Annotated in this window: 15 protein-coding genes; 11 read left to right on the forward strand and 4 right to left on the reverse strand. The window is 59.6% G+C overall.

Annotation, left to right across the window (positions count from 1 at the left end):
* Positions 1-5 precede the first annotated feature (5 nt).
* The 6 genes from IEQ42_RS19330 (at position 6) to gcvP (ending at position 8,975) form a co-directional block, all read left to right on the forward strand.
* Positions 6-1,223: a 2-octaprenyl-3-methyl-6-methoxy-1,4-benzoquinol hydroxylase gene (locus IEQ42_RS19330; RefSeq protein WP_210704764.1), complete on the forward strand. Its 1,218-nt coding sequence runs from the start codon at positions 6-8 to the stop codon at positions 1,221-1,223.
* 187 nt (positions 1,224-1,410) lie between these two features.
* Complete coding sequence (locus IEQ42_RS19335) at positions 1,411-2,415, forward strand: extracellular solute-binding protein (protein ID WP_042561659.1); 1,005 nt, start codon at positions 1,411-1,413, stop codon at positions 2,413-2,415.
* A gap of 144 nt (positions 2,416-2,559) precedes the next feature.
* Entirely contained in the window at positions 2,560-4,176 is a 1,617-nt protein-coding gene (locus IEQ42_RS19340; RefSeq protein WP_210704709.1) for an ABC transporter permease, read from the forward strand.
* Between the two features lie 155 nt (positions 4,177-4,331).
* Entirely contained in the window at positions 4,332-5,414 is a 1,083-nt protein-coding gene (gene gcvT / locus IEQ42_RS19345) for a glycine cleavage system aminomethyltransferase GcvT (protein WP_210704710.1), read from the forward strand.
* 48 nt (positions 5,415-5,462) lie between these two features.
* Positions 5,463-5,846, forward strand: coding sequence for a glycine cleavage system protein GcvH (gene gcvH, locus IEQ42_RS19350; RefSeq protein WP_042561656.1), 384 nt, complete (start codon positions 5,463-5,465; stop codon positions 5,844-5,846).
* Between the two features lie 255 nt (positions 5,847-6,101).
* Entirely contained in the window at positions 6,102-8,975 is a 2,874-nt protein-coding gene (gene gcvP / locus IEQ42_RS19355; protein ID WP_210704712.1) for an aminomethyl-transferring glycine dehydrogenase, read from the forward strand.
* A 100-nt stretch (positions 8,976-9,075) separates the two neighbouring features.
* Here the strand turns inward: gcvP and IEQ42_RS19360 are convergent, their stop codons facing one another.
* The 3 genes from IEQ42_RS19360 to IEQ42_RS19370 all read right to left on the reverse strand — a co-directional run bounded on the left by IEQ42_RS19360 (position 9,076) and on the right by IEQ42_RS19370 (position 11,679).
* Complete coding sequence (locus tag IEQ42_RS19360) at positions 9,076-9,393, reverse strand: DUF2388 domain-containing protein (RefSeq protein ID WP_042561654.1); 318 nt, start codon at positions 9,391-9,393, stop codon at positions 9,076-9,078.
* A gap of 70 nt (positions 9,394-9,463) precedes the next feature.
* A complete protein-coding gene (gene tfpB, locus IEQ42_RS19365; RefSeq protein WP_210704713.1) occupies positions 9,464-11,248 on the reverse strand; it encodes a type IV pilus assembly ATPase TfpB in 1,785 nt (594 codons plus the stop codon).
* 92 nt (positions 11,249-11,340) lie between these two features.
* A complete protein-coding gene (locus IEQ42_RS19370) occupies positions 11,341-11,679 on the reverse strand; it encodes a hypothetical protein (RefSeq protein WP_210704715.1) in 339 nt (112 codons plus the stop codon).
* A 126-nt stretch (positions 11,680-11,805) separates the two neighbouring features.
* Between IEQ42_RS19370 and IEQ42_RS19375 the strand changes: the two genes are divergently transcribed.
* Positions 11,806-12,270, forward strand: a complete 465-nt coding sequence (locus tag IEQ42_RS19375; protein WP_016983809.1) for an Lrp/AsnC family transcriptional regulator — start codon at positions 11,806-11,808, stop codon at positions 12,268-12,270.
* A 115-nt stretch (positions 12,271-12,385) separates the two neighbouring features.
* Here IEQ42_RS19375 and IEQ42_RS19380 read toward each other — a convergent pair whose 3' ends face one another.
* The gene (locus IEQ42_RS19380; RefSeq protein WP_210704717.1) at positions 12,386-13,756 is read right to left on the reverse strand and encodes a CYTH domain-containing protein; all 1,371 of its coding nucleotides are present in this window, start codon (positions 13,754-13,756) and stop codon (positions 12,386-12,388) included.
* Positions 13,757-13,911: 155 nt separating this feature from the next.
* Between IEQ42_RS19380 and argE the strand changes: the two genes are divergently transcribed.
* From argE to IEQ42_RS19400, 4 genes are all read left to right on the forward strand, one after another.
* Positions 13,912-15,066, forward strand: a complete 1,155-nt coding sequence (gene argE, locus IEQ42_RS19385; protein ID WP_210623138.1) for an acetylornithine deacetylase — start codon at positions 13,912-13,914, stop codon at positions 15,064-15,066.
* Between the two features lie 267 nt (positions 15,067-15,333).
* Positions 15,334-16,635: an amino-acid N-acetyltransferase gene (gene argA / locus IEQ42_RS19390; protein WP_150597876.1), complete on the forward strand. Its 1,302-nt coding sequence runs from the start codon at positions 15,334-15,336 to the stop codon at positions 16,633-16,635.
* Between the two features lie 570 nt (positions 16,636-17,205).
* Positions 17,206-18,534, forward strand: a complete 1,329-nt coding sequence (locus tag IEQ42_RS19395; RefSeq protein ID WP_210704719.1) for an OprD family porin — start codon at positions 17,206-17,208, stop codon at positions 18,532-18,534.
* Positions 18,535-18,960: 426 nt separating this feature from the next.
* The gene (locus IEQ42_RS19400) at positions 18,961-20,295 is read left to right on the forward strand and encodes an OprD family porin (protein WP_210704721.1); all 1,335 of its coding nucleotides are present in this window, start codon (positions 18,961-18,963) and stop codon (positions 20,293-20,295) included.
* Positions 20,296-20,336: the final 41 nt, after the last annotated feature.

The following is a 20,336-nucleotide window of genomic DNA, read 5'->3' on the forward strand; positions in this document are numbered from 1 at the left end:
TGGAAATGCGCGCAGATCTGCTGATTGTCGGAGCCGGAATGGTCGGCAGCGCCCTGGCGCTGGCGTTGCAGGACAGTGGCCTGGAAGTTTTGCTGCTCGACGGCAGCCCGCTGAGCGTCAAACCGTTCGATGCCCAGGCGCCATTCGAACCGCGGGTGAGCGCGTTGTCGGCGGCCAGCCAGCGGATTCTCGAACGCCTTGGTGTGTGGGAAGGCATCGCCAGTCGACGCAGCAGTCCGTACACCGACATGCACGTCTGGGACGGTAGCGGCACCGGGCAGATTCACTTCTCGGCGAGCAGCGTGCATGCCGATGTACTCGGCCATATCGTCGAAAATCGTGTGGTGCAGGATGCTTTGCTCGATCGTTTGCACGATTGCGATCTGGGCATGCTGGCCAACGCACGGCTGGAACAGATGCGCCGTTCCGGCGATGACTGGTTGCTGACCCTGGCCGATGGTCGGCAGTTGCGCGCTCCGCTGGTGATCGCGGCGGATGGCGCCAACTCAGCGGTGCGCCGTCTGACCGGTGTCGCGACCCGCGAGTGGGATTACCTGCATCACGCCATCGTCACCAGCGTGCGCAGCAGCAAGCCGCATCAGATGACGGCGTGGCAACGCTTCACCGATCACGGGCCGCTGGCGTTTCTGCCGCTGGAACGCGAGGGCCAGCAGGACTGGTGCTCGATCGTCTGGTCCACCACGCCGAGCGAAGCCGAGCGTTTGATGGCGCTGGATGAAGCGGCATTCTGCCGTGAGCTGGAGCGGGCGTTTGAAGGTCGCCTGGGCGAAGTCGTCAGTGCCGATCCCCGGCTGTGCGTGCCACTGCGTCAGCGCCACGCCAAGCGCTATGTGGCTGAAGGCCTGGCGCTGATCGGCGATGCCGCGCACACCATTCACCCGCTGGCGGGGCAGGGCGTGAACCTGGGTTTCCTCGATGCGGCGGTGCTGGCTGAAGTGCTGTTGCAGGCTAACGAGCGTGGTGAACGGCTGGCGGATGTGAAAGTGCTGAGCCGCTACGAGCGCCGGCGCATGCCGCATAACCTGGCGTTGATGGCGGCGATGGAAGGGTTCGAGCGTTTGTTCCAGGCCAATCCGCTGCCTGTGCGCTGGTTGCGTAATGCCGGGTTGAAGCTGGTTGAGCAGATGCCTGAGGCCAAGGCGTTGTTTGTGCGTGAAGCCCTCGGTTTGACGGGTGACCTTCCGGCACTCGCAAAACCCTGAGGTCTGCTTTGAGGCTGATGGCCTCATCGCGAGCAGGCTCACTCCTACATTTGGCAATGCGTCCCTTTGTAGGGATTCGTTTAGCGCCATGCAACATCTGGTAACTCCTTGCCCAAGTGATCGATTGAGAACGTAAATGTGAGTCCTTATCATTTGGCCCACATTTCCCGACCGAGAGACCACTCCCATGTTGGCACCCAAGCGTCTTCTGACCGCACTGGCCTTGACCCTGATCGGCAGCACCACTGCCCAGGCCGCCGACGAGGTGGTGGTTTATTCCTCGCGCATCGATGAACTGATCAAACCGGTGTTTGATGCCTACACCGCCAAAACCGGGGTGAAGATCAAGTTCATCACCGACAAGGAAGCGCCGCTGATGCAGCGCATCAAGGCTGAAGGCGAAAACGCCACCGCCGACCTGCTGTTGACCGTTGATGCCGGCAACCTCTGGCAGGCCGAGCAGATGGGCATCCTGCAGCCGTTCACCTCGAAAACCATCGACGCCAATATCCCGCAGCAATACCGTGCCTCTAGCCACGCCTGGACGGGATTGAGCCTGCGCGCACGGACCATCGCCTATTCCACCCAGCGAGTGAAGCCGGGCGAACTGACCACCTACGAAGCACTGGCCGACAAGAACTGGGAAGGTCGTCTGTGCCTGCGCACGGCGAAGAAGGTCTACAACCAGTCTCTCACCGCAACCATGATCGAAGTGCATGGTGCCGAGAAGACCGAGAAGATCCTCAAGGGCTGGGTCAACAACCTGTCCACCGATGTGTTCTCCGATGACGTTGCAGTGCTCGAAGCGATCAATGCCGGGCAGTGCGATGTCGGCATCGTCAACACCTACTACTACGGTCGCCTGCACAAGCAGAAGCCGGAACTGCCGGTGAAACTGTTCTGGCCGAATCAGGCGGATCGCGGTGTGCACGTCAACCTGTCGGGTATCGGCTTGACCAAACATGCACCACACCCGGAAGCCGCCAAGGCACTGGTCGAGTGGATGACCACGCCTGAGGCGCAGAAAATCTTCGCCGACGTGAACCAGGAATTCCCGGCCAACCCTGCCGTTGCACCATCGGAAGAAGTGGCCGCATGGGGCAAGTTCATTGCCGACACCTTGCCGGTGGAAGTGGCTGGCAAGCGCCAGGCCGAAGCGATTCGCATGATGGATCGGGCGGGCTGGAACTGAGTCTGCTGATTTAGAGAGCAAAAGATCGCAGCCTTCGGCAGCTCCTACAGGGTGAGCACAATCCCACTGTAGGAGTTGCCGAAGGCTGCGATCTTTTTGCTTTTCTCCTTACACTCTACGTTTTTCCTCCACGAGAGTTCGCAAGTGGCCCACCCCGCCCAACGCCGCTGGTATCCCATCGTCTTCGCCATTGCCGCGCTGGTGCTGTTGCCCCTGAGCGTTCTGCTGCTGTCATGGCAGACCATCGATCAACAGATCTGGTCGCACCTGTGGGAAACCCAGATGCCGCGCCTGCTGGGCAACACCTTGACGCTGGTGCTCGGCGTTGGTTTCGGTGTGACGCTGCTGGGTGTGAGCCTCGCCTGGCTCACCAGCCTTTGCGAATTCCCCGGCCGCCGCTGGCTCGATTGGGCACTGATGCTGCCCTTCGCCATCCCGGCCTATGTGCTCGCTTTTGTCTTCGTCGGCTTGCTCGACTTCGCCGGGCCCGTTCAAACCCTGCTGCGTGAATGGTTTGGTTCCGGCCTGCGGCTGCCGCGTGTTCGCTCCACCGGTGGGGTGATTCTGGTGTTGGTGCTGGTCTTCTACCCCTACGTCTATCTGCTGGCACGCACGGCGTTTCTCGCTCAGGGCAAAGGCCTGATGGAAGCCGCGCGCGTGCTCGGCCAATCACCCTGGCAAGCCTTTTGGCGCGTAGCGTTGCCGATGGCGCGTCCGGCGATTGGTGCCGGCGTGGCACTGGCGCTGATGGAGACTCTGGCGGATTTCGGCGCGGTCTCGGTGTTCAACTTCGACACCTTCACCACGGCGATCTACAAGACCTGGTACGGCTTCTTCAGCCTGTCCAGTGCGGCCCAATTGGCCAGCCTGTTGTTGCTGGTGGTGATGCTGGTGCTGTACGGCGAACGTCGTGCACGCGGCGCGAACCGGGCGAGCAACGAGCGTCCGCGGATCAAGGCGCTGTATCACCTGCGCGGGCTCAAGGCTGTCGCGGCGATGAGTTGGTGCGTATTGGTCTTCGCCTGCGCGTTTGTGATTCCGGTTTTGCAATTGGTCGTGTGGTTCTGGCAGCGCGGGCGTTTCGATCTCGATGAGCGCTACGCCGGGTTGATCCTCCACACCCTCTATCTGGGTGGCATGGCGGCGTTGATCACTGTCAGCGTTGCGTTGCTGCTGGCGTTCGCCCGACGGTTGGCGCCGACCCGGGCGATCCGCTCCGGGGTCAGTCTGGCCAACCTCGGTTACGCCCTGCCGGGCTCGGTGTTGGCCGTGTCGATCATGCTCGCCTTCAGTTATCTGGATCGCGAACTGGTGATTCCGCTTTCGGGCTGGCTCGGTGGTGCAGGCAAGCCCTTGTTGCTCGGCAGTCTGGCGGCGTTGCTGATGGCGTATCTGGTGCGGTTTATTGCCGTCGCGTATGGCCCGCTGGAAAACAGTCTGGCGCGTATACGGCCATCTTTGCCGGAAGCGGCACGTAGCCTGGGTGTCAGTGGGCCGCGACTGTTTTTCAAAGTGTATCTGCCGCTGTTGCTGCCCGGTACGTTGAGCGCGGCGCTGCTGGTGTTCGTCGATGTGCTCAAGGAAATGCCGGCAACCCTGCTGATGCGCCCGTTTGGCTGGGACACGCTGGCCGTACGCATCTTTGAAATGACCAGCGAAGGCGAATGGGCGAGGGCGTCGTTGCCGGCGCTGACCCTGATTCTGGTCGGACTATTGCCGGTCATTGGTCTGATCCGTCGCTCGGCGCACCGAAACACTTAGTCGTCAGTCCTGAATCATGCGGCTACAATGCGCGGCATTCGGTGCGGTTCGTCTGACACACCCGTTCGCTGGAAACAGCTCAAAGCCTTATATTTCGAGGCTTTCAGCCGTGCAGCGGCAGTCCGCACCCTCGCCACGCCCGGAAGGAGAAACCCATGGGACAGCGTACGCCTCTGTATGACCTGCATCTCGCCCTCGGCGCGAAGATGGTCGATTTTGGCGGTTGGGACATGCCACTGCATTACGGCTCGCAGGTCGAGGAGCACCACGAAGTGCGCCGCGATTGCGGGGTGTTCGATGTGTCCCACATGACCGTAATCGATGTTAACGGCGCCCAGGCCAAGGCCTGGCTCCAGCATTTGCTGGCCAATGACGTCGAACGCCTGCACCGCCCCGGCCGTGCGTTGTACAGCACCATGCTCAACGAGCGCGGCGGCATCGTCGATGACATGATCGTCTACCGCCTCGAAGACGGTTATCGTCTGGTGTTCAACGCCTCGACCCGTGATCAGGACCTGGCCTGGATGCAGGCGCAACTCGGCAGTTTCACCGTGCAACTGCACGAGCGCTCCGAGCTGGCGATGCTGGCCATTCAAGGCCCGCATGCCCGGCACAAGATTGCCGAACTGGTCACCCAGTCGCGTGCCACGCTGATCCAGCACCTCAAACCCTTTGAAGGCGAAACCGACGGCGACTGGTTCATTGCCCGCACCGGGTACACCGGTGAAGACGGTCTGGAAATCGTATTGCCGGCCAATCAGGCGCCGGGATTCTTCAACGATCTGGTGGGTGCCGGCATTTCCCCGATCGGCCTCGGTGCCCGCGACACGTTGCGCGTGGAAGCCGGCATGAACCTCTACGGTCAGGACATTCATCAAGACGTTTCGCCGCTGGCTTCCAACATGGCCTGGAGCATCGCCTGGGAACCGGCCTCGCGTCAGTTCATCGGCCGTGCTGCGCTGGAGGCGGAAAAAGCCGCTGGCGTTGCACACAAACTGGTCGGTCTGGTGCTTGAGGAGCGCGGTGTTTTGCGTGCCCACCAGGTCGTTCGTATCGCCGATGTTGGCGAAGGGGAGATCACCAGTGGTAGTTTCTCTCCTACGCTAAGCAAATCGATTGCCCTGGCGCGTGTTCCGATGGCGACTGCCGACCGCGCCGAAGTGGAAATCCGTGGCAAGTGGTACCCGGTACGAGTGGTCAAACCGACCTTCGTACGCCATGGCAAAACTTTGATCTAACCTTTTCCGGCGGGCACCACCGCTGACAATTTCTTGAGGACACTGAAGATGAGCGATATTCCTGCCGACCTGCGTTTTGCCGAAAGTCACGAATGGGCACGTCTGGAAGCCGACGGCACCGTCACTGTGGGCATCAGCGATCACGCGCAGGAAGCGCTGGGTGATGTGGTGTTCGTCGAGCTGACCGAAGTCGGCAAAGTATTTGCGGCTGGCGATCAGTCCGGTGTGGTCGAATCGGTGAAAGCCGCTTCCGACATCTACGCCCCGGTCAGCGGCGAAGTCATCGCGATCAACGATGAGCTGAGCGGTTCGCCTGAGTTGCTGAACTCCGACCCGTACGGTGCGTGGATCTTCAAGCTCAAGCCAAGCGACAAGGCTGAGCTGGACAAGCTGCACGACGCGGCTGCCTACAAGGCTGCCATCGGCGAGTAAGCTGAGCGCTGCACCCCAAAGCCCCGACTTGTCGGGGCTTTTTCATGAGCGATGATTTTTCCCTGTGGGAGCGAGCCTGCTCGCGAAAGCGGTCTGTCAGACACATTTGAATTGAATGACACACCGCATTCGCGAGCAGGCTCGCTCCCACAAGGGGAAAGGGGGTTGCTCTGAAAATTGACGGCGACATGGACTGCTATGCTGGTTTGACCGTATTTGCCTTGACGCCGAGCGCCAGCCAAGAGAGAGCCCGTCATGTCCCAGTTGCCGTCCCTGAGCCAGTTACGCGATCCCGAGGCCTTCCTGCGCCGCCATCTCGGTCCCGACGCCGCCGAGCAGCAGGCCATGCTCGACAGACTCGGCCTCGGCAGCCGAGGTGAGCTGATCGAGCAGACCGTGCCCCCGGGCGTTCGCTTTAATCGCGCACTGGATCTGCCGCCAGCGCTGGATGAGCAAGCGGCGCTGGCCAGGCTGCGTGGCTACGCCGAGCAGAATCAGGTCTGGACCAGCCTGATCGGCATGGGCTACCACGGCACGCTCACGCCGACCGTCATCTTGCGCAACGTGCTGGAAAACCCCGGTTGGTACACCGCTTACACGCCGTATCAACCGGAGATTGCCCAGGGTCGGCTCGAAGCGCTGCTGAATTTTCAGCAACTGACCATCGACCTCACCGGCCTGGAATTGGCCAACGCCTCATTGCTTGATGAGGCTACTGCGGCGGCGGAGGCCATGGCACTGGCCAAACGTGTCGCCAAGTCGAAGAGCAATCTGTTTTTTGTCGACGAGAACTGTCATCCACAAACCATTTCCGTCGTGCAGACCCGGGCCGAAGGTTTCGGTTTCGAGTTGATCATCGACGCTGTGGATAACTTGAAGCAGCACCAGGTATTTGGAGCATTGCTGCAATACCCCGACACCCACGGCGAGATCCGCGATCTGCGGCCGCTCATCGATCACTTGCATGCCCAGCAGGCGCTGGCCTGTGTCGCCACTGATTTGCTCAGTTTGTTGTTGCTGACGCCGCCGGGTGAGTTGGGCGCCGATGTGGTGTTCGGTTCGTCTCAACGCTTTGGCGTGCCGATGGGCTATGGTGGGCCACACGCTGCTTTTTTCGCCAGTCGCGAGGAATACAAACGGGCGATTCCCGGGCGGATCATCGGTGTGTCGAAGGACGCCCGCGGCAACGTCGCGTTGCGCATGGCCCTGCAAACCCGCGAGCAACATATCCGCCGCGAGAAAGCCAATTCGAACATCTGCACGGCGCAGGTGCTGTTGGCCAACATCGCCAGTTTCTACGCGGTCTTTCACGGGCCGGAAGGCTTGAAGCGCATCGCGCAGCGGGTGCATCGGCTGACCTGCATTCTGGCGGCAGGTCTTGAGCGCCACGGTATCAACCGGGTCAACGCGCAGTTTTTCGACACGCTGACACTGGACGTCGGCGGTGCGCAAACCGCGATTATCGAAAGCGCCAAGGCTGCGCAAATCAACCTGAGGATTCTCGGCCGTGGCCGGGTCGGTCTGAGCCTCGATGAAACGTGTGACGAGCACACCGTGGCAAAGCTGTTCGATGTGCTGCTTGGCGCCGATCATGGGCTGATCGTCGACGATCTTGACGCTGAGGCGCTGGTTTCCGGCATTCCAGACAATCTTCAGCGCAGCACACCTTATCTGCGTCATCCGGTGTTCAACGCCCATCACAGCGAAACCGAGATGCTGCGTTATCTCAAGCAACTGGAGAACAAGGATCTGGCGCTCAACCAGTCAATGATCCCGTTGGGCTCCTGCACCATGAAACTCAACGCTACCAGCGAAATGATCCCGATCACCTGGCCGCAGTTCGCCAATCTGCATCCCTTCGTGCCCAGGGAGCAGGCGGTCGGCTACACCTTGATGATCGAAGAGCTTGAGCGCTGGTTGTGCGCGATTACCGGGTTCGATGCGATTTGCATGCAGCCCAACTCCGGCGCTCAGGGCGAGTACGCCGGGCTGCTGGCGATCCGCAAATATCACGAGAGCCGCCAGCAAGGGGCACGGGATATCTGCCTGATTCCGTCGTCGGCCCACGGCACCAATCCAGCCTCGGCACAAATGGCCGGGATGCGCGTGGTGATCGTCGAGTGCGACGAGGCGGGTAACGTTGATCTGGAGGATTTGAAGGCAAAAGCCGCCGAGGCTGGGGATAAGTTGTCGTGCCTGATGGCGACCTATCCATCGACCCATGGTGTGTACGAGGAGGGCATCAGCGAGATCTGCGAGGTTATCCACAAGCACGGCGGTCAGGTGTATATGGACGGCGCCAACCTCAATGCGCAGGTCGGGCTGGCACGGCCGGCAGACATCGGCGCCGATGTGTCGCACATGAATCTGCACAAAACCTTCTGCATTCCCCATGGCGGTGGCGGGCCGGGCATGGGGCCGATCGGCATTCGCGCACATCTGGCGCCGTTCGTCGCCAACCATCCGGTGGTGCCGATCGACGGGCCGCTGGCGCAGAACGGAGCAGTCAGCGCGGCGCCGTGGGGCAGTGCGAGTATTCTGCCGATCAGTTGGATGTACATCGCCATGATGGGGCCGCAACTGGCAGACGCCAGCGAGGTGGCCATCCTCGCGGCGAACTACCTGGCGCAGCATTTATCCGGTGCGTTTCCCGTGCTCTACAGCGGTCGCAATGGTCGCGTGGCCCATGAATGCATTCTCGATTTGCGGCCGCTTAAAGCGCAGACCGGGATCAGCGAGGAGGATGTCGCCAAGCGCCTGATGGATTACGGCTTCCACGCGCCAACCATGTCGTTCCCGGTGCCGGGCACCTTGATGGTCGAGCCGACCGAGAGCGAATCGAAGGCTGAGCTGGACCGGTTCATCGGCGCGATGTTGAGTATTCGCGCGGAAATCACCGAGGTGCAGAACGGTAACTGGCCCGCGGAAGACAACCCGCTCAAGCGTGCGCCGCATACCTTGGCGGATGTCGCCGGCGTGTGGGAGCGGCCGTACAGCATCGAGCAAGGCATCACCCCGGATGCGCACACGAAGGCACACAAGTACTGGCCGGCGGTGAATCGGGTCGACAATGTCTATGGGGACCGCAATCTGTATTGCGCGTGCGTGCCGGTCGACGATTACCGCTGATTGCCCTGCAAGCATGCGCTCCCACAGGGTTACAGGGTGGGGCTGAAATCCGGGCAAAAAAATGCCGCTCAAATGAGCGGCATTTTTGTCTGCGAACGACTTACTCGGAAGCCACGGCGTTCTTCGCCAGAATCGCGTTCGCCAGTTCCATGTCCGTCGCCTGCAGGCCCGGATTGTCGTTACGGACTTTCTGCATCGCAGCTTCCAGGTACGGGCCACGGATGCCGCCATCGCTGGCAACGAAACTGCCGGCGTCGTCCTGCGCGGCGACGATCAGCTTGTGATCCTTGAAGGTCAGGTAAGTCGAGCCGGTGGTGGCGCCGGAGGAAATGACGTTACGCCAGAAGCTGTCGGCCATTGCCGAACCAACAGGCAGAGACAGCAGGGCAAGGGTAGCGACAGCAAGTTTGAGACGCATGAGGGGGTGACTCCACTGGTGTTGAATGACTGGTTGGATCGTCATTTCCCCTGTCCGGTTCCCTGGGCGCCTATTTCAGCTCACTTTGCGGCGTCACCCTCAGCACTTCCTCCACCGTTGTCAGCCCCGCCGCAACTTTCTGTGCACCGGAGAGGCGCAAGCTGCGCATGCCTTCCTTGAATGCCTGGCGACGGATCGCCGTGAGGTCGGTGTCCGGGGTGATGAAGGCTTTGAGGCTGTCGCTCAGTTGCATGATTTCGTAAACCCCCGCACGTCCGTGATACCCCGTGTCGCGACACTCCACGCAGCCGATGGCCCTTTGCGCGTTGCCCGGCAGTGGCGCCTGCCAGGGGCGGGTCAAGGTTTGCCAATCTTCATCGTCCAGGGTCAGCGGTGCCTTGCAGTGTGGGCACAGGGTCCGCACCAGCCGTTGGGCCATGACCCCGAGCACCGTGGCCTTGATCAAGTAATGCGGCACGCCCAGTTCAAGCAACCGGCTGATCGCACTCGGCGCATCGTTGGTGTGCAAGGTCGAGAGCACCAGATGCCCGGTGAGTGCCGCCTGAATCGCCATCTCGGCGGTTTCGAGGTCGCGGATCTCGCCGATCATGATGATGTCCGGGTCCTGTCGCATCAGCGCGCGGACCCCGGCGGCGAAGCTCAGGTCGATGTTGTGTTGCACCTGCATCTGGTTGAACGCCGGCTCGACCATTTCGATCGGGTCCTCGATGGTGCAGAGGTTGACCTCCGGCGTCGCCAGTTTTTTCAGGGTGGTGTAGAGCGTGGTGGTCTTACCCGAACCGGTGGGCCCGGTGACCAGAATGATGCCGTTGGGCTGGCGGGTCATGTCCTGCCAGCGGCGCAGATCGTCGGCGGAAAACCCGAGTTGATCGAAGTCCTTGAGCAGCACATCCGGGTCGAAAATCCGCATGACCATTTTTTCGCCGAACGCGGTGGGCAGGGTCGACAGGCGCAACTCCACTTCGCCGCCGTCAGGGGTTTTGGTCTTGACCCGGCCATCCTGGGGTTTGCGCTTTTCGGCGACGTTCATGCGCCCGAGGCTTTTCAGGCGACTGACAATCGCCATGGTTACCTGCGGCGGAAATTGATAGACGTTGTGCAACACACCGTCGATGCGAAACCGCATCGTGCCTTGTTCGCGCCGCGGTTCGATATGGATATCACTGGCGCGCTGCTGGAAGGCGTACTGAAACAGCCAGTCGACAATGTTGACGATGTGCGCGTCGTTGGCGTCCGGCTCCTGATCGCTGGCGCCGAGGTTGAGCAGTTGTTCGAAGTTACCGAGGTTGCCGTTCTGTTGATCGGCGTTACTGGCGCCGCTGACCGATTTGGCCAGGCGAAAGAACTCGACGCTGAAACGCTGGATGTCCGCCGGGTTGGCCACCACCCGCTTGATCGGCAACTTCAAGACGTGAGTCAGATCGGCTTCCCAGCCATTCACATAGGGCTGGGCGCTGGCCACCGTCACCGAGTCGCGATCAACCGTCACCGCGAGAATTTTGTGCCGTTGGGCGAAGGCGTAGGACATCAACGGGGTGATGGCGGCAACGTTGATCTTCAGCGGATCGATGCGCAGATAAGGCTGGCCGGCCTGTTGCACCAGCCACAGGGTCAGGCTTTCGAGATCCAGATGCTTGCCCGGACGGCTGAGGTCGTCCAGTTGCTGGCTGGCGATAAACTCCAGCGGATGCTTCTGGCCATGCGCGGCGTGACGACGGCGGGCATTGAGCGCCTGCTCCGCCGAATCCTGGCTGATGAAGCCTTGGGCGACCAGTTCACGCAACACATCATTGAGTTCCAGCCAGCGGTCCTGAGTGGCAAGTTGAACGGACATGCGGGCTTCCTTTTAAGCGACAGTGCGCAAAAGAATAGTCGCGGCCCCGCAGACCGTTGGGCCACTACCCGACGAAGCCGTTGCCGGATTTGTCAGCCGGCCGCTTGCGCCCGTTCAGCCCACGCCGTGTCGGTGTTCTGCAGATTCACCGAACAGACGCTGATCAGGTTACGAAGTTTTTCCGCAATCACTTGCGCGCGATGCCAGCTCAGGCCGCCCATGACGAGGTCGATCGATAACAGATCATCCATTCGCTGCACGTTCACGTGCTCTGGCGTAAGAAACTGCAGCGCGAACAGGTTGAGCACGCGCACCAGCAGATCCGGTTCGGCCTCGGCGAGAATCTGATACTGCGCCAGGCAATGGACGTTACTGACGTTCCAGACATCGGCGCGGGTCAGGGGGGTGTTGACGGCTTCAAGGTGCGGCATGGCGGGGCTCCAAAATCACTGGAGAAATTTTTACATTCGCTGCCGGGTATTTCTTATCTAAGATGAGCGTTATTGGCGTTTTATTAACTGGATCAATTCGTAAAATGCTCTCTTTGAGGTTTTTCTATGCACAGCGAGCTGGACAGCTACGACCGCAAGATTCTGGCTTTGCTGCAAGAGGACGCGTCGCTCTCGAGCGCGCAGATCGCCGAGCAGGTGGGCTTGTCGCAATCGCCGTGCTGGCGGCGGATTCAGCGGATGAAGGAGGAGGGGATCATTCGCGGCCAGGTGACCTTGCTCGATCGCAAGAAAATCGGCCTCAACACGCAGATCTTTGCCGAGATCAAACTCAACGCCCACGGGCGTTCGAACTTCACCGAATTCACCGAAGCGATTCGCGGCTTTCCGGAGGTGCTGGAGTGTTATGTGCTGATGGGCGCGGTGGATTTTCTGTTGCGAATTGTCGCGGCGGACATTGAGGCGTACGAGCGGTTTTTCTTCGAGAAGCTGTCGCTGGTGCCGGGGATACAGGAAGTGAACTCGATTGTGGCGCTGTCGGAGATCAAGTCCACAACAAGCCTGCCGGTTTGAGGTGAGGCTGCTGGCCTCATCGCTGGCAAGCCAGCTCCCACAGGTTTTGTGTTGAAACACAAATTACATTTCAACATCAAACCCTGTGGGAGCTGGCTTGCCAGCGATGGCGGTATTACATACGCAGCAGCATTTTCCACGCGCGATTCTGATAAACCGCAATCGCCTGCTGCTTGCGTGCATCGAGCAGTTCGTCAGTGATCGTCGGCTCGTTGGCCAACTGCGCCAGCTTGTTCAGCTCGCCGTACAGGCGATCCATTTCCGGGATCTCCAGTACATTGCGGGCGTGGTGCAGCCAGACCTGAATGCGCTCGATACGTGGCAGCTGCTCGGCCAGATCTTCCGGCTGCTGCTGATAGCGCTGCAATTGCAAGGCCGTGGCTTCTTCGCCGAGCAGACGCGGCAACCAGCTGTGCAACTGCGCGCCACCCTGACGGTTGCCACGCACGTTACGATCAGCCGTCCAGGTGCGAGCCAGCAACCAGCGCGAAGCCGTCAGCGAGAACAGGCCCCAGCGTGGGTCTTCCAGCTCCTCGAGGAACTGCTCCGGCGCGGCTTTGCGCACATCTTCGTCTTCGATACCCACCTGAACCAGCGGGCGCCAGTCTTCCAGCAGTGCGTCGAGGGCCACGCGCAGGTCGTGGGTCGAAGGACGTGGTGCGGCCTGGCCGAGGCTGCTGAGCAGAGCGCGCATTTCGGCGAGGTTCTCGACCCAGTCCTGCAACAAACGCCAGTGACCGTTGAAACGATATTGTTCGGCCAGACGCTGGCTGCTGCCGAGCAAATGCCAGCACAGGGCGGCGAAAGCATCGTCCAGTTGGGTTTCGACCGTCAGTTGCGGCGCCGGCAGGCTCAGCGAGTAGCTGTTGGCGTCGTACAGACGATAGCCGCGCTCTGCCTTGCTGATGTCGCACGGCATCAGTGCCAGGGTTTGTGCCAGTTCAGCGGCCAGTTCCAGCAACGCTTCAGGCTCGCCTTCGCGCAGTTCCAGTTCCAGCTCACAGATTTCTTCTTTCTGTTTGCCAACCACGACATGACCCAGATCCAGCGCCGCTTCAATGACCACTTTGCTCTTGCCGCGGCCCCAGGCGATTTCGGCGCGCTCGCGGACGAAATCGGTGGTGAAGATTGGCTTCAGGGTTTTCTTATCCAGCTCGGCCAACGAATCTGGCCAGCATTCGCCGTCGAGTTTCTTCACGTCGAGCTTGGCTTTGGGCAGTTTCCAGTCGTACTCGTTACGCTCGGACAGACCGGCGACACTCTGGCCACGGGTCTTGAGGGTCTGAATCACTTCATCGCCGTCCTTGCGCAGGCGCAGGGCGACTTTGGCCTGGGCCAGATCGCGCTCCGGGGTGTCGAAGTACTGGTTCATCAACTCACGGCGTTCCCAGCCACTTTTGTTGCGTTTTTTCAGAAGAGGGTGCTCGCGCAGGGCCGCGAGGGTTTCGCGGCTGACGCGGAGTTTGATTTCGGTTTCTTTCTGCATGGCCGGAAAATCCAGGATCGGGAGCGCAGCCGGGGAATATGTGGCTGCCAAGGCCGTGCAGTGTACAGGACTGATTCGTCCTACGCCCTGCGGCGGTTTATTCCTGACGCCGGATGGTTCTATGATGGACTTCAAATCGGGAGTTGGAGTCAGCGATGCCTTTGCCATCCATGCAAGACCAGTTCGCTGCGCTGATTGCCGCGCCATCGGTCAGCTGCACCCAGCCGAGCCTCGATCAGTCCAACCGGGCGGTGATCGATTTGCTCGCGGGATGGCTGGGCGATCTGGGGTTCAGCTGCGATATCCAGCAGGTCAGCCCCGGCAAATTCAATCTGCTCGCCAGTTTCGGCAGCGGTCCTGGCGGTCTGGTGCTGGCCGGGCACAGCGACACGGTGCCGTACGACGACGCCTTATGGCAGACCGATCCGCTGAAACTCACAGAAGTCGACGGCCGCTGGGTCGGTTTGGGCAGTTGCGACATGAAGGGCTTCTTCGCCCTGATCATCGAAGCCGTGCTGCCGCTGCTCGACCAGCCGTTCAAGCAACCGCTGCTGATCCTCGCCACCTGTGATGAAGAAAGCTCGATGTCCGGCGCCCGCGCGCTGGCCGAGGCTGGACGACCGCTGGGCCGCGCGGCAGTGATCGGCGAGCCGACCGGGCTCAAGCCGATTCGCATGCACAAAGGCATCATGATGGAACGCATCGACATCCTTGGGCAGAGCGGGCACTCGTCGGACCCGCGCCTGGGGCATAGCGCCCTTGAGGCCATGCACGATGCCATCGGCGAACTGCGCGGCCTGCGCCTGCTGTGGCAGCGCGAATACAACAATCCGCAATTCAGCGTGCCGCAACCGACCATGAATTTCGGCTGCATCCATGGTGGCGACAACCCCAACCGCATCTGTGGTCAATGTTCGCTGGAGTTCGACCTGCGGCCGTTGCCGGGTATGGACCCGAAAGTCCTGCGGGCGGAGATTCTGCGCAAGCTCAACCCGGTTGCCGAGCGGCATCAGGTGAAGATCGACTACAAGCCATTGTTCCCGGAAGTGCCGCCATTCGAGCAGGACGCGGATGCCGAATTGGTGCGTATTGCCGAAAAGCTCACCGGCCACACTGCCGAAGCAGTAGCGTTCGGCACCGAAGCGCCTTATCTTCAGCGTCTTGGCTGCGAAACCATCGTACTTGGCCCCGGTGATATTGCCTGTGCGCATCAACCCGGCGAATACCTTGAAATGTCACGTTTGCAGCCTACCGTGCATCTATTGCGACAGTTGATTGAACATTACTGCCTGACCCCTGACAAACCATGATCTACCCCTGTGGGAACGAGCCTGCTCGGGAAGGCATCGTGTCAATCAACATTGATGTACCTGACACACCGCATTCGAGAGCAGGCTCGCTCCCACAAGGGATCCATGTTTTACCTGACCGAACGCTGTAAATTGCCTGCAACCCAACCCGTATTCATGAGGAGAGCGCGCGTGTCGCCAAGCCTGTTCCGACGATAACCATCAGCCCGCTGTGCGTTTTCCGTTTCGCCCTTTTTTCCGGCTGCTATTTATTACAGGCCCAGGTTCATGCCCGAATACGTTAATTGGCTTCGTCACGCTTCTCCCTACATCAATGCCCACCGCGATTGCACCTTCGTCGTCATGCTGCCCGGCGACGGCGTGGATCATCCGAATTTCGGCAACATCGTCCACGACCTGGTGCTGCTGCACAGCCTCGGCGTGCGGTTGGTGCTGGTGCATGGTTCGCGCCCACAAATTGAAACTCGCCTCGCCGCCCGCGGCCTGACTCCGCATTACCACCACGGCATGCGCATCACCGATGCCGCGACCCTTGAGTGTGTAATCGATGCGGTCGGCCAGTTGCGCATTGCCATCGAAGCGCGGCTGTCGATGGACATGGCTTCGTCGCCGATGCAGGGCTCGCGCCTGCGCGTGGCCAGCGGCAACCTCGTTACCGCGCGACCAATCGGTGTACTTGAAGGTGTCGACTATCACCACACCGGTGAAGTGCGCCGGGTCGACCGCAAGGGTATCAATCGTTTGCTCGATGAGCGTTCGATCGTGCTGCTGTCGCCGCTGGGCTATTCGCCGACCGGGGAAATCTTCAACCTCGCCTGCGAAGACGTCGCCACCCGCGCCGCCATCGATCTGGGTGCAGACAAATTGCTGCTGTTCGGCGCCGACCTCGGCCTGATCGACGAGAACGGCAAACTGGTGCGCGAGCTGCGTCCGCAACAAGTGCCGGCGCACTTGCAGCGTCTGGGCAGCAGCAATTATCAAGCGGAACTGCTGGATGCCGCCGCCGAAGCCTGCCGAGGCGGTGTGGCGCGCAGCCATATCGTCAGTTACGTCGAGGATGGCGCATTGCTGACCGAGCTGTTCACCCGTGACGGTGGCGGCACGCTGGTGGCCCAGGAGCAATTCGAACTGGTGCGCGAGGCGGCGATTGAAGACGTCGGCGGTTTGCTTGACCTGATCAGCCCGCTGGAAGAGCAGGGGATTCTGGTACGTCGTTCGCGTGAAGTGCTGGAGCGTGAGATCGAGCAGTTCAGCGTGGTCGAGCGCGAAGGCATGATCATCGCCTGTGCGGCGCTGTATCAGATTGCCGATTCGGATGCGGGTGAGCTGGCGTGTCTGGCAGTGAACCCGGAGTATCGCCATGGCCGGCGCGGCGACGAATTGCTGGAGCGCATCGAGACACGTGCCCGGGCGCAGGGCTTGAAGACGCTGTTCGTGCTTACCACACGGACCGCGCACTGGTTCCGCGAGCGTGGTTTCGAACCGAGCAGTGTTGAGCGTCTGCCAGCGGCTCGGGCGTCGCTGTACAACTATCAACGTAATTCGAAGATCTTCGAAAAGACTCTTTGATTCATCAGGGCGTGGCGAGTGGGGGCAGGCTGCAAGCTCCCCACATCGCGACACCTGTGCATTTCAATCTGAACCTCTCCTTCTGATTCCCCCTCGCTGAAAACCACGACTGGAATGACTTGATGCATTCCGGCAAGAACGGCGGCTGCGCCGTGCCTGCAAAAAACCTACCGACACACAAACTGTAACAATTGATCTGGATAGTGCCCCGGGCTGGCTGCTGGGGTGATGGAACTGTTACAGGATTGCTTCAGGGCAAATGGGCCTGAACAGGGCAGCTTAGTACCTTTCAGAAATTGACCGGCGCGTTGTTGTGGGCGGCACCAGAGCGTGCAAATACGGGGTTAAATTCCTAAAGGGTATTAGAAAAGAAGGTGTTCATTCTTTTCAGATTCATGACGAACTCATGAACCTGCATGGACCAAAAAACCGGAGCTTAGACCATGGTCGTAGACACACAAAGTTACGATTGACTTGTGGGTCACGCTCTGGCGCTAATCGCTGACCTTCGGAACCCGGGCGTCGATCCGGGCCAGGCAAACAATAATTAGAAACGAGAGGAGCTTGACAATGAATAAGTCCGCCTTGGCCGTGGCTGTGGCCTTTGGGGTATTGGCGCAGCAGGCAGGTGCCGCGGGTTTCATCGAAGACAGCAAGGCTTCCCTGAGTTCGCGCACCATGTATTTCAACAACGACAACCGTGATGGCGGCGCAGATCAGAGAGAAGCCGCGCAGGGCTTCAAGTTTGATTACCTGTCCGGTTTCACTCAAGGTATGGTCGGTTTTGGTCTTGATGTGCAGGCGCTCAGCGGTATTCACCTTGATGGTGGCCGTGGGCACCACCCAGACAATAACTCGTTCAGCCCAAGTGATTCTGACGGTTCGGCAACGCAGTCCTGGAGCCGCGTAGCGGGTAACGTCAAGGCACGTCTGTCCAAGACCGAAGCTCACCTGGGTGGCGCGCTGCAACCTAGCTTGCCGATTCTGGTTGCGAACGATAGCCGTCTGCTGCCTCAAACCTTCGAGGGTGGCACGATCACCTCCAAGGAAATCGACAACGTCACCTTCAATGCTGGTCAACTCGAGCATGCAGTGGGTCGTGCCTCGACAAACAGCACCGGCCTCGCGGTGGCCGGTGGTACGCAGGACAGCAATCAGTTCCGCTATGCCGGTGCTGACTGGAAGGTCACCAAAGATCTGACCCTGCAGTACTACCACTCGAACCTGCAGGATTATTACAAGCAGAACTTCTTCGGCCTGGTGCACGTCCTTCCGATCAGCACCAACCAGTCGTTCAAGACCGACATCCGCTATTTCGACAGCAGCTCTGATGGCAAGAACGGCGACGCAGGCTACCGCTTCAATAACAACGGTGGTTACGCCAAGACCCCGGGCGAGGTCGATAACAAGACCTGGAGCGCCATGTTCACTTACACCTTGGGTGGCAACGCCTTCTTGCTCGGCCATCAACGCGTCAACGATGACGGTGGCTTCGTCTACCTGAACCAGGGCAACGTGGTCGATGGCAACGGTCGCCCAGAGGGTGCCGGTGGCGCAAGCTTCTACCTGTTCACCGACTCCATGATTAACGGTTTCGTCCGTGCCGGTGAAAACACGACCTTCGGCCAGTACTCCTATGACTTCGCAGGGCTGGGTGTACCGGGCCTCAAAGCTTCGGTCGCTTACCTGCATGGCGACAACATCAAGGCAACGAACGGTTCCGGTAGCGACATGTCCGAGTGGGAACGGGACATGCGTATCGATTACACCGTTCAACAGGGTGCTCTCAAAGGTTTTGGTGTAACACTGCGCAATGGTGTTTATCGCGGCAGCGAAATCAATATTGCCGATCAGGATCAGACCCGCCTGATCTTCAACTACACCTACAGCTTCTTGTAACAAATCCAGAGAAAAGCCTTGCCGTTCGGCAAGGTTTTTTTTCGTGCATATTTTTATATTCCATATTGCTAGGTTGTAGAAGTTTTTTATTCCTTTTGTTTTTTTGGCTAAAAGCTAAATTAGGCCTCGTCCAACGCTCAAGAGTCACTGCGGTGTTTTGGCGTTTTCGTCCCTCGACAATCTCAAGGGTTCAGGAATCTGTGCTGAAGCCGATACCCCCAATCTGCAGTGCCTTTATATATCTCGGCGCTATGAAAAAGAGTGAAACAATTCTTTTTGGGACTATGCCGGGGTATTCTTTCGCGGTTTTGACTGGGGGGGTAAAGGTCCACTGCGATCAAGCGATCAAGCGTTCAGGATTTCGGGCAATCGATCCGAAGCCGACAGAAAGAAAAGCAGAAGAATTAGATACGAGAGGAGCTTTACATGAACAAGTCCACCTTGGCCCTGGCTGTGGCCGTAGGGGTTATGGCGCAGCAGGCAGGCGCCGCCGGTTTTATCGAAGACAGCAAGGCAACGTTGGGGCTGCGTAACTTCTACATCAACACTGATAACCGTAGTGGCCCAGGCGCCAACAAGAACGAAGAATGGGGCCAAGGCTTCGATCTGCGCTTCATCTCGGGTTACACCCAAGGCACCGTAGGCTTCGGTCTCGATGCAATTGGTCTGCTGGGTGTCCGTCTGGATTCTGGCGGTGGCACTAACGGTGCGAGCAACAACTCGTACGGCGGCACCGTATTCCCGAGCAAGTCCAACGGTGAAGCCGTTGATAACTTTTCCAGCCTGGGCCTGACTGCGAAGGTCAAGGTTTCTCAGACTGAATTGAAGCTGGGTACCCTGCAGCCAAAACTGCCGGTTATCGTGACCAACGACGGTCGCTTGCTGCCGCAAACCTGGCAGGGTGGGCAAATCACTTCCGGCGAGATCAAGGACCTGACTCTGGTCGGCGGTCAGATCGAAGCTGTGAAAGGTCGTAACTCCAGCAACAACGAGAATCTGTCGATCGGTGGTGCGAGTGCACGTACCGCCAACAGCAACAAGTTCATCTATGCCGGTGGTGACTACAAGATCACCAAGGACCTGACAGCTCAGTACTACTACGGCAACCTGGAAGATTTCTACAAGCAACACTTCCTGGGGCTGGTACATAACTGGGCAATCGGTCCAGGTGTACTGAAATCCGACTTCCGTTACTTCAACAGCTCGGATGACGGCGCCAACAGCAACACCCCTGCTTACTACAGCAACGGTAACTACAGCAGCACTTCGAACGGCAAGGGTAAGGTCGACAACAACCTGTACAGCGGCCTGTTCCTGTACACCGTTGCTGGTCACACCTTCGGCGGCGGTTATCAGGTTTCCAATGGTAGCAGCGACTTCCCTTGGCTGAACCAAGGCGACGGCTCGTCGAACTACACCATCACCGACATGCAGATCCAGAAGTTCGGTCGTGCTGGCGAGAAAACCTGGCAAGCACGCTATTCGTATGACTTCGCCAAAGTCGGCGTGCCTGGCCTGACAGCGGGTATGGTCTACCTGCGTGGTTACGATATCGACACCAACAGAACCGCTAACGCACCTGCCGGCACTAACAGCTCCGAATGGGAACGCGACCTGACCATCGGTTACGTCGTGCCAGAAGGCCCGCTGAAAAATGTTGGCGTCATGTGGAAAAACGCTTCTTGGCGCACCAACATTCCGGGCGTTCGCGACCAGGATGAAAACCGCCTGATCGTCAGCTACTCGATCCCGCTGATGTAATAGCGCGCATCGAATCGCGGATGTAAAAAAGCCCCGTCCGG

This window comes from Pseudomonas iridis (assembly GCF_017980685.1).
Classification (GTDB): domain Bacteria; phylum Pseudomonadota; class Gammaproteobacteria; order Pseudomonadales; family Pseudomonadaceae; genus Aquipseudomonas; species Aquipseudomonas iridis.